The sequence below is a fragment of the Paenibacillus sp. AR247 genome, assembly GCF_002968895.1.
Taxonomy (GTDB): domain Bacteria; phylum Bacillota; class Bacilli; order Paenibacillales; family Paenibacillaceae; genus Paenibacillus_AQ; species Paenibacillus_AQ favisporus.
Genome location: NZ_PCZT01000009.1, coordinates 1,548,451 through 1,558,106, shown reverse-complemented (window position 1 = coordinate 1,558,106; position 9,656 = coordinate 1,548,451). Strand labels below are relative to the sequence as shown.

The window sequence follows — 9,656 nt, the reverse complement described above, 5'->3', positions numbered from 1 at the left end:
ATATTATCAACTCGATCGTCTGGTTCCAGATCGGGGATTATACCGACGCGGCAGGTAAGGTCGTTCACGGCGACCTGTACCGGTTCTTTGCGGGGGATAAATCCGCGGGCATGTTCATGACCGGTTTCTTCCCGATTATGATGTTCGGCCTGCCGGCAGCGGCGCTCGCCATTATCCATACCGCCAAGAAGGAGAAGCGCAAGGCGGTGGCCTCGATCTTTATCGGTGCCGCAGTCGCTTCATTCCTGACAGGGATTACGGAACCGCTTGAATTTGCATTCATGTTCGTCGCTCCTGTACTATATGGTATACATGCAGTGCTGGCGGGGGTGGCCGGTTACGTGATGTATGCGCTGGGCGTGAAGCTCGGCTTCGGATTCTCGGCCGGTTTTATCGACTATGCGCTCAACTATCCGCTGTCCACCAAGCCGCTGCTGCTCATTCCGGTAGGTCTGGTCTTCGCGGTCGTGTACTACGTCCTGTTCCGGGTGCTGATCGTGAAGCTCAACCTGAAAACGCCGGGTCGGGAGGATGATGTTCAGGTGGCGGACGAAGCAATAGAAGGCGGCGCAGCAGATGCGGGCGTTGCGGCATCGGACAGCAAGGCAGCCAGAGTGCTCGCAAATATCGGGGGCACGGACAACATCGAAAGTATCGATGCATGCATTACCCGTCTGCGTCTTGTCGTCAAAGACGAGTCGGTCGTCAACGATCAAGGACTGAAGCAGCTCGGCGCTTCCGGCGTCATGCGGCTCGGCAAAGGCGCCGTCCAGGTGGTGTTCGGACCGCAGTCCGAGGTGCTGAAGGATGAAATCCAGAAGCTGATGTAATGACGTCGGCGGTATGACAAAGAGGCTCCCCATGAAGGGGAGCCTCTTTTGGCATTCGGCAGTGCATCAGGACGTCGTCCATTTTTCTTTCAGATCGTCATAAGCAGTGCTCCAGTGATACGGCTGAATTTCCGCCAACGTTTTGAAGACGAGCTCGCTGCCCGGGATCGTGACGGCGCATTTCACGTCTGGTCCCCAATAAAACAAGCGCTCCTGGCAGATCCCGCAAGGGGAGAGTACTTTGTATGGCGACATCTCGTCATCCCGTGCCAAGCAGATCGAATGCGTTACTTTCTTGTTCAGCTTGTGAGCTTCCAATATAGCCCCCGTCTCCATACATAGATGAGTGGAGTCGTTGATGACTTCGGGAGCCACGCTGGTGAGGATTGTTCCGTCTATAAGCCGGACAGCTGCAGCGCCGCCCCAGCCTGTCGGATACCTTTTCCTAATAAGTTCAATAACTTCATCATACATTTGTTGCTCAATACTCATATCGACAGCCTCATCTCAAAAAAATTGCAATCCCCGCATAAGCTGAGACCCACAACGGGTTTAACCGATAATGATTTTCCCTTCCGGATGATTGTACGGCTCCTTCTTGTTGTCCCGGGTCAGCGCGTACGCAAGGGTAAGCGGACCCAATCGGCCCAGGTACATCAGGCAGATCACCCATACCTTACCGAAAGGGCTGAGCTCGGTGGTCAGTCCCATGGAGATGCCTGTCGTGCCGAAGGCCGAAGCCGATTCAAACAGGATTGACATAAAATCATGGTCTTCCGTCACCGACAGCAGCATGGCAAACAGGATGATCAGCAGAATGGAAAGGAGCGTCAGCGTGATGGCTTTGTACACCACGTCCTTGGCGATCCGTTTGCGGAACAGGACGACATCCTCCCGGCCGCGGATCATCGCATGCACGGCACCGAGGAGCAGCATAAACGTCGTAATCTTGATGCCGCCGCCGGTCGAGCCGGGCGCCGCGCCGATGAACATCAACAGGATCATGAAGAACTGCGTTGACTGGTGAAGGCCGCCGATATCGACCGTATTGACACCGCCGGAGCGGGTCGTCACCGATTGGAACAGCGAAGCCCAAATCTTGCCGCCGGTACTAAGCGGACCCAACGTACGCGGATTGTTGACCTCCATCAGGAAAATGACGAGGCCGCCGACAAAGACAAGCACCGCGGTCGCGCTGAGCACAACCTTGCTGTGCAGTGAGATTTTGCGGACCTTCGGGTATTCCAGCAGGTCTGACAGCACGATAAAGCCGATCCCGCCCAGAAAAATAAGTGCCATCAGGACGATATTCATATACGGATCGCTCACGAAGGAGGCCATACCGCTGAACGGTCCCTGCACGCTTCCCATCAAATCGAATCCGGCGTTGTTAAACAGCGAGATGCTGTGATAGACCCACGATACGGCGGCCGCGGTGGCGTCCGTTCCGGCCGGGACTGCCCCGTATGCCTTCATCAGCTCCGGGACCTGGTCGCTGATGGGCATCGAGCTCGATCAGCCGGCGCTCAGCGATGACAGCCGGGACAGCCTCTTCAGCAATGAAGGGGGAGCGGGCGGCAAAATCCGGCTGCTCAAGAACATCATGGGGCTGTGGCTGCTGCAGGAGTGCCGTCGCACGTGGGCGCTGGAAGGTACGCCGCTCACGTACGACGAGCTGACCGAGCTTGCGCTGTCGGCGCCGGAGAACGGTAGCTATATCGACGCTGCCGACGCCGTCTTCCTACCGCCCGGCGGCATGCCGCAGCGGATCCACGAATACTGCCGGGACAGCGGGCAGAAAGTGCCGGAATCCCGCGCGGCCATCGTCCGCTGCATTGTCGAAAGCCTGGCGCTTCAATACCGCCAGACGCTGGACGAAATCGAGAAGCTCGCCGGAGAGCGGATGGAGCATATTCATATCGTCGGCGGCGGCATCCAGAACCGGCTGCTGTGCCAGCTGACGGCCAACGTTACCGGTCGTCCGGTGATTGCCGGGCCGGTGGAAGCCACGGCCATCGGCAATCTGATGATGCAGGCGCTGGCCCACGGCGAAGTAAAGAACCTTGCCGAGATCCGGCAGGTCGTTCTTGAGTCCTTTCCGCCGGAAACCTACCTGCCGGAGGATGCGGCGATGTGGGAGGAACGCTATCAGCAGTACATGAAGCTTTTTAAACGTCAAGAGACGGTATAAAGTACTTGTTCAAAAAGGTCGGTTTTCAGCACCGAGAAGATTGGATGAAGCTAGGGACTGAGGAGCAGAGCGTACGTGTGGGTACGTGAGCACCGGAAGGCCCGGCTGAATTCAAGATTCGATGCCGAATCAGCTTCCCGATTTACTTCGTGATCAAAAGCGGATTTTTGAACAACCTCTATAAAGGAGAGTGGAGAGAAATGACTGAGCAACTTGAAGAGCAAGTCAGGGAAGAGTTGACCCGGTATGCCAGGAAAACCGTGGCCAAAGGGCTGGTAGTGGGACCGGGCGGGAACATTAGCGCGAAAGCGGGTAACATCATGCTGCTGTCTCCGAGCGGGTTTGCACTCGAAGACATTGAGCCGGAGCAGTGGATCCGGGTGGAGATCGACTCCGGCAAAGTGCTGGATCAAGAGGTGCGGCCCTCATCAGAGGTACTGATGCATCTGTTTGCCTACCGGGTCAATCCGGATATCCAGGCGATCGTGCATACCCATCCGGCCCACTGCATCGCGTTGACGCTGGTCTCAAAGGAGCTGCCGATGCTGTTCCCGGACCAGGCCGCGCTTGTCGGCGACATCGCCTTTGTGCCCTACGTGCTGCCGACGACCGATCTGCTGGCTAATGCGGTCGCGGAGAAAGTCGGGGATCACAACTCGATTTTGCTCGAAAATCATGGACTCGTGACGACCGGGAAAAATCTGCGCGAAGCGTACTACCGGACCGAAGTGGTGGAGGAAAGCGCGAAGGTATACCTCGCTGCCAAGGCGGTGGGCGAGCCGAAAGTGCTGACCGACGCCGAGTACAAAGAGATCCAGTCGCTCGAAAGCGAAGCCTACCGGGTGCAGCTCCTGCAGAAAATGAAGTGATATCCGGCTCTTGACATCGGTCTTGATCATCCTGTAAAGTATGGAAAAAACAAACTATGGTTTGTCAAATTTCCAAAGCGATGATCAAGAGTAACAGTTCATGAGGACCGGCGTTTTCCAGAGAAGAAACCCCTGGCTGAAAGGTTTCCGCGCACGGACATGAGCTTCCCGTCTTGTAGCTGCCGTGATGAAAGAATCTGCAGGTTCGAGTATTCATGGCCGGGTGATCCCGTTATATTGCCAATTAAGGACTGCCGTACATGCGGCGGTTGAATACAGGGTGGTACCACGAACACATTCGTCCCTTCAGGACGGATGTGTTTTTTTTGTTTGAGTTTGTCACGAATATGTGCTGCATTAAAAGATACGAGGAGGCTGATCGGCGATGAGCCGTTATATTATCAAGCAAACGTCCCTGCTGATCCCAACGCTGCGCGAGGCTCCTGCCGAAGCGGAAGCGCGAAGCCACCAGCTGCTGCTCCGGGCGGGCTTTATCCGGCAGCTGGCTGCGGGAATTTACAGCTACCTGCCGCTTGGCTGGCGCGTGCTGCGCCGGATCGAGACAATCGTCCGTGAAGAAATGGACCAGGCCGGGTTCCAGGAGCTGCACCTGCCGGCCATGCAGCCGGCCGAGCTGTGGGAGCGCTCCGGACGGTACGGGGCCTACGGGGCGGAGCTGTTCCGCCTGCAGGACAGGCATGAGCGCGAGTTTGTGCTCGGACCGACGCATGAGGAGGTCATCACGGCGCTTGCCGCGAGCGAGGTGAATACGTACCGCAAGCTCCCGCTTCGGCTGTACCAAATCCAGACGAAGTTCCGGGATGAGCGGCGTCCGCGCTTCGGATTGCTCCGGGGGCGCGAGTTCCTGATGAAAGATGCGTATTCATTTGACCGCAGCTGGGAGGAGCTGGACCGGACCTATCAGGCGGTCCGGGATGCGTACCGCCGCATCTTCACCCGCTGCGGCCTGAAGTTCAGCATGGTGGAAGCGGAGGCGGGAGCCATCGGCGGTGAAGGGGAAACGCATGAGTTCATGGCGCCCGCGGAAATCGGCGAGGATACGATCGTCAGCTGCCTGGCCTGCGGGTATGCGGCCAATCTGGAGAAGGCTACTGCTGCTGCCGGAGAACGTTCGGCGGATGAAGCGGAACGCCAAGCTCCAGCCATCGAAAAAGTCGCCACGCCGAACACAAGGACGATCGAAGAAGTGAGCGCCTTCCTTGGGGTGCCGGCATCACACATTTTGAAGACGATGATTTATATGGCTGACGATAAGCCAGTCGCTGCCGTCGTACGGGGAGATCATGAAGTCAACGAGAATAAGCTGGCCGCAGCGATTGGGTGCGTGACGCTTGAACTCGCCGACTCGCAGGAGGTGCTGAAGGTGACGGGAGCGCCTCACGGTTATGCTGGGCCTGTCGGCCTTGATATCCCTGTATATTTGGACCGCGATGCCGTGCTGCACGGCGGCGCGGTAGCCGGAGCGGGAGAGGAACATGCGCACGTGCGGAACGTGGTGCCGTTCCGGGATTTTCAGCCGGCGCATATTGGCGATTACCGCAGTGTACAGGAGGGGGACCGCTGTCCGAACTGCGGAGAGACGCTGCATTTTGCCAAAGGCATCGAAGTAGGCCACGTCTTCAAACTGGGCACCAAATACAGCAGCGTCCTCGATGCCGGATATACGGACGAAGCCGGCAAGGAGCAGACGATGATCATGGGCTGTTATGGCATCGGCGTTTCCCGCCTCCTTTCGGCAGTGGCCGAGCAATCGCCCGCGGAACAAGGGATGTGCTGGCCGCTCGGCATTGCCCCGTATTCTGTGCATCTGATTCCCGTCTCCGCCCAGGATCCGGATCAGGCGGCGGTTGTGGAGCAGATTGCCACGGAGCTTGCACGGCAGGGCGTGGAATGCTTCGTCGATGACCGGGAGGAGCGACCGGGCGTGAAGTTCAAGGATGCCGACTTGATCGGCCTGCCGCTTCGCATTGTTGTAGGCAAACGGGCCGGGGAAGGCATCGTCGAGTGGACAGACCGCAGGGCCGGTGGTCGGACTGAGGTAGCGTGGCAGGAGGCTGCGCGGCTGGCTGCGGAAATTTGTTCCGCGTCGTGGGAAACTCTATAATAGTAGGGATTGTGCCTGACACGGGAATGGGATTCCCTGGGCAGACCAACGCAATGTATTGCTATGATGGAGGAAGCTATGACAATCAGACCCGCAAAACGAGAAGACGCGCATCATGCCGCCCGGCTGCTGTACGATGCGCTGCATGATGTTGCGCATCAATTAACCGGAGAGGACAGCGAGGAGGCCGTGCTGGCCGCGCTTGAAGCCTATTTTGCCGCCGAGGAAGGCCGCCTTAGCTACAAGCAGACGCTTGTGAAAGAACTGGATGAACGGCCGGTAGGCCTTGTGGTGGCATACGGAGGCGACCAGGCAGCGGAGCTGGACCGGCCCATCCTTGCGAGGCTGCGATCCATGAAGCAGAACCCGGATTTGCAGCTGGATAAGGAAGCGGACCTCGACGAATATTACATCGACACGCTTTCGGTCTCGCCCGAGTATGGCGGACGGGGGATCGGCACGTCCCTGATTCGTGCAGCCGAGGAACGGGCAAGTGCATACGGATACGCTAAAATCGCCATGGCGGTTGTAACGGATAACACGAAGGCCCATTCGCTGTACCTGAAGCTCGGATACCAGACTGACAAAAATATTATGATTAACGGTCATGTGTATTATCATATGGTCAAGCATTTGGGCTGAAGGCAGCCCGCGAAAAATGAACAGAAAAAGGACAGCCGGCGGGCTGTCCTTTGCTGCATTTATATACTGGCTGCGGTCATTTCTGGCCCATCAAGCCTTCGTTTCCCGGATCGGTTCAAAAATCGCCGCCTGCCGCTTGCCGATCTTGAAATGCTGAAGCCGCTTATAACGGGCGTGCCCCAGCTTTTGGCTTTTGTCCGCGATCATCGCGACGACCGCACTTTCGCTGCTGAGCAGCGGATAGATATGCTCGAATAAAGCGGACACCGGGTCGGCGTCGCCGCTTTCCCAGCTGACGAGATCCCCGTAAGGAAGGTCGGTCAGCACCAGATGAATCGGTTGATCGACGTGATCCAGGTGATGCGGCTCCGTAATATTGTCCTGAAAAAACGACGCTTGCGTCCAAAGTCAGGCCCGAGACTGCAGACTCAAGCCGGGCCAAGCTCTCCAGCGCTTCCTTATGCGAAGGTTTGCCGTAGTTTTCGTACAGCTCCCGCAGCTGAAGCTCCCGTTCGCTGAGCCCCTGCTTCGTCAGGAGCGCCAAATTTTTGCCCGCGACGGACAGGGCGTTCGGATCGACATCCGAGGCATACATCCGCCGGACCCTAGATCCGTGAAGAAGACCGGTTATGGTCAGCAGGTAGGCTCCGCCGCAGCAGGGATCGTAAAGGGTATAAGGGCCGGAAATTCCCCGCTCCTCCAGGATGCCGAAGCACCGCTGGACGATTTCGCTTCCGAGCCGCACCGGGAAGGAGGTCACGCCGGGGGCATTATATAATACCCTGCCGCTGGCGTAGTCCTCGTAGCTGCCCGCTTTTGTTTCATACAAGTATTCCATATCGTTTACCTTTCAGCCGTTGGTGTGTTTGCGTTTTTTATGAGATCAGAAAGTATAGTAGTTCTTTCTATAGAACTGGTAACATTGTAGCACGGGAAGGGTCTCCGCCCAAACAGCCACACAAAAGAGGCGCGAAAAAGTCTCACGAAAGCCCCCGAGAGCTTCACGAATCCCTCCCGAATGCCTCATGAATGCCTCATGAATGCCTCATGAATGCCTCACAAATACCTTGCGAAACTCTAAGGATAACCTAATTTAGAGCCTTTCCAAGGACTCAAGATCGTCCGGCAAATCGCAAGTCTTCCTTTTAAGCTCTCCGCTATTCCGCCGCCCGCTCGAGTCCCGGCCATTCTTCCGCCGTCACGGCAAGCAGAACATGATCCTCCCACACGCCGTTGATTTGCAAATACCGCTCCGCAAGGCCTTCCCGGCGGAAGCCTGCTTTTTCCAGCACGCGCAGCGACCGCAGGTTCCGCGGCATGACGCCGGCCTGCACCCGGTGCAGCCCGAGGCTTCGAAACGCATGGTCCACGCTCATGCGGACGGCCGCGGTCATATAACCTTTTCCGTTCTGATCCTGGGCCATAAAGTAGCCGATGTTGGCGTTTTGAAATACCCCCCGCGCAAATGCCGTCAAGGCAACCCGGCCGATCAGCCGGTCCGATTCCTTTAAAAAGATGCCTAGTACACAAGCCTGGTCCAGCTCAGCGCCCGTGATGCCGTTCCACACGTCCTTGACCTGTCCTTCCAGCGTCCAGAACGACTCGGGACGAATCGGTTCGAAGGGCTGAAGAAAGTCGCGGTTATTTCGGCGCAGCGTAAAAAGCGCCTCTGCATCCTCTTCCACCAGCTCTCTTAAATAAATGGCCTCATGCTGATCCAGCAGCATTACAATCCCTCCTTAATATAATATCGGTCGATGGCATTCCGACTATATTTCCGGCCGCTTCATACCGGCAGTCTGGATGCCTGCTTACAGTAATATAAGTCTATTTTCCAGGCCTGTCCATGGCAAATGCTGTCGTATCTTCCCGTTTTCATCCCACTTTATTTTGATAGTTTTAATACCATATCTACCAATATTTAGCGATCAAATCGTCCGCATCTTTTTGATAGGATAAGAGTAAGCACTCTATGAAAGAAAATCTATTCTATGAAAAGTGAGGCACCCTCCCTTGATTAAACCGCAAAAGTTAGTAACCTTATTCGCAGCATTCATGCTGGCCGCAAGTACTGGACCGGTATATGCCGCATCCGGCAGCTCGAGTCTGCCTTTTCATGACATTTCGGGGAGCTTCGCCCGGGATGAAATCGTCGACCTCGTTCACGAGGGCGTTGTTGAAGGAACGGGAGGGGGAGCGTTTGAACCGCGCAAAACGGTGACGCGTGCCGAGTTTACCGCCATGACGGACCGATTGCTTAAATTGAAGGAAGTGGACGGGGACATCCCGGCTTTTAGTGATGTTCCGCGCACATCCTGGTATTACGGCTGGGTGCAGGCTGGACTGAACCTTGGCATTGTTCAGGGGAAAAGCGCCAGCACCTTTGAGCCGAAGGCGAATATTACCCGGGAGGAAGCCGCAGTCCTGATCGTTCGCGCGCTGAAAAAGGAACCCGCAGCGGTCAGCGCTGGGCAGCTGCCTTATCTGGATGCCGCGAGCATTTCGTCATGGGCGCGCCCTTATGTCAAAGCCGCGGCTTCACTAGGCCTGATGGAAGGAGCGGACGGAAAATTCCGCCCCAAAGCCAACATGACCCGCGAAGAAACCGCGGCCGTGCTTGACCGCGTGCTGCAAATTTCGTCATGGGATCAGGCGATCCATTCCACGCCGGCGTCCTCTCTGCAGGTCGGATGGCAGAACGGATTGACCATATCCCAGTTTATCGCCAAGGTGAAGGCATCCAACGTCAACACGATCGTACCCCGCTGGTTTTTTCTGGAGGAGGGGACCGGCTCCTTGTCCAACCACGTGGACGCCAGCCTGCTGAACTGGGCGAAGCAGAATCATAAAAAAGTGTGGGCGCTCCTCGGCAATCACTCGGATCCCGAGTTGACTGACGATATTTTGACCGATCCTGCGAAAAAAAGCAGCGTGATCAAGCAGCTGACCGCTTATGTTAAATCGTACGGGCTGAACGGAGTCAACGTCGATTTTGAAAA

General features: G+C 56.6%; 9 protein-coding genes and 2 pseudogenes. 6 read left to right on the top strand and 5 right to left on the bottom strand.

From position 1 onward, the window contains the following. Positions 1–830 (top strand): PTS transporter subunit EIIC (locus CPT76_RS15435; RefSeq protein WP_181152865.1); only part of this gene is annotated, 830 nt, incomplete at its 5' end. 66 nt (positions 831–896) lie between these two features. Here CPT76_RS15435 and CPT76_RS15430 read toward each other — a convergent pair. Further along, complete coding sequence (locus CPT76_RS15430) at positions 897–1,322, bottom strand: cytidine deaminase (protein ID WP_105443516.1); 426 nt, start codon at positions 1,320–1,322, stop codon at positions 897–899. A 60-nt stretch (positions 1,323–1,382) separates the two neighbouring features. Continuing rightward, positions 1,383–2,261, bottom strand: a pseudogene (locus CPT76_RS15425) (TrkH family potassium uptake protein); the annotation flags it as partial. A gap of 67 nt (positions 2,262–2,328) precedes the next feature. Between CPT76_RS15425 and CPT76_RS15420 the strand changes: the two are divergent. The 4 genes from CPT76_RS15420 (at position 2,329) to CPT76_RS15405 (ending at position 6,657) form a co-directional block, all read left to right on the top strand. Next, positions 2,329–3,021: an FGGY-family carbohydrate kinase gene (locus tag CPT76_RS15420; protein ID WP_105443514.1), complete on the top strand. Its 693-nt coding sequence runs from the start codon at positions 2,329–2,331 to the stop codon at positions 3,019–3,021. A 200-nt stretch (positions 3,022–3,221) separates the two neighbouring features. Further along, entirely contained in the window at positions 3,222–3,890 is a 669-nt protein-coding gene (locus tag CPT76_RS15415) for a class II aldolase/adducin family protein (RefSeq protein WP_105443513.1), read from the top strand. A gap of 400 nt (positions 3,891–4,290) precedes the next feature. Next, positions 4,291–6,015, top strand: coding sequence for a proline--tRNA ligase (locus CPT76_RS15410; protein WP_105444098.1), 1,725 nt, complete (start codon positions 4,291–4,293; stop codon positions 6,013–6,015). Positions 6,016–6,093: 78 nt separating this feature from the next. Continuing rightward, positions 6,094–6,657 (top strand): GNAT family N-acetyltransferase, encoded by a 564-nt coding sequence (locus CPT76_RS15405; RefSeq protein ID WP_105443512.1) that lies wholly within the window; start codon positions 6,094–6,096, stop codon positions 6,655–6,657. Positions 6,658–6,747: 90 nt separating this feature from the next. Here the strand turns inward: CPT76_RS15405 and CPT76_RS39815 are convergent, their stop codons facing one another. The 3 genes and pseudogenes from CPT76_RS39815 to CPT76_RS15395 form a co-directional block, all read right to left on the bottom strand. Then, positions 6,748–7,014 carry a hypothetical protein gene (locus CPT76_RS39815; RefSeq protein ID WP_258168638.1) on the bottom strand — a complete coding sequence of 89 codons (267 nt, stop codon included), beginning with the start codon at positions 7,012–7,014 and terminating at the stop codon, positions 6,748–6,750. A gap of 121 nt (positions 7,015–7,135) precedes the next feature. Then, positions 7,136–7,495, bottom strand: a pseudogene (locus tag CPT76_RS39810) (hypothetical protein); the annotation flags it as partial. A gap of 319 nt (positions 7,496–7,814) precedes the next feature. Further along, positions 7,815–8,384 (bottom strand): GNAT family N-acetyltransferase, encoded by a 570-nt coding sequence (locus CPT76_RS15395; protein ID WP_105443511.1) that lies wholly within the window; start codon positions 8,382–8,384, stop codon positions 7,815–7,817. 286 nt (positions 8,385–8,670) lie between these two features. Here CPT76_RS15395 and CPT76_RS15390 point away from each other — a divergent pair. Then, a partial coding sequence (locus CPT76_RS15390; RefSeq protein WP_258168527.1) for an S-layer homology domain-containing protein occupies positions 8,671–9,656 on the top strand: 986 nt, incomplete at its 3' end.

Excerpts from the sequence above, each read along its gene's own strand:
- CPT76_RS15430 (WP_105443516.1), bottom strand. The coding sequence starts at position 1,322 with ATGAGTATTGAGCAACAAATGTATGATGAAGTTATTGAACTTATTAGG.
- CPT76_RS15395 (WP_105443511.1), bottom strand. The coding sequence starts at position 8,384 with ATGCTGCTGGATCAGCATGAGGCCATTTATTTAAGAGAGCTGGTGGAA.
- CPT76_RS15420 (WP_105443514.1), top strand. The coding sequence starts at position 2,329 with ATGGGCATCGAGCTCGATCAGCCGGCGCTCAGCGATGACAGCCGGGAC.
- CPT76_RS15405 (WP_105443512.1), top strand. The coding sequence starts at position 6,094 with ATGACAATCAGACCCGCAAAACGAGAAGACGCGCATCATGCCGCCCGG.
- CPT76_RS15415 (WP_105443513.1), top strand. The coding sequence starts at position 3,222 with ATGACTGAGCAACTTGAAGAGCAAGTCAGGGAAGAGTTGACCCGGTAT.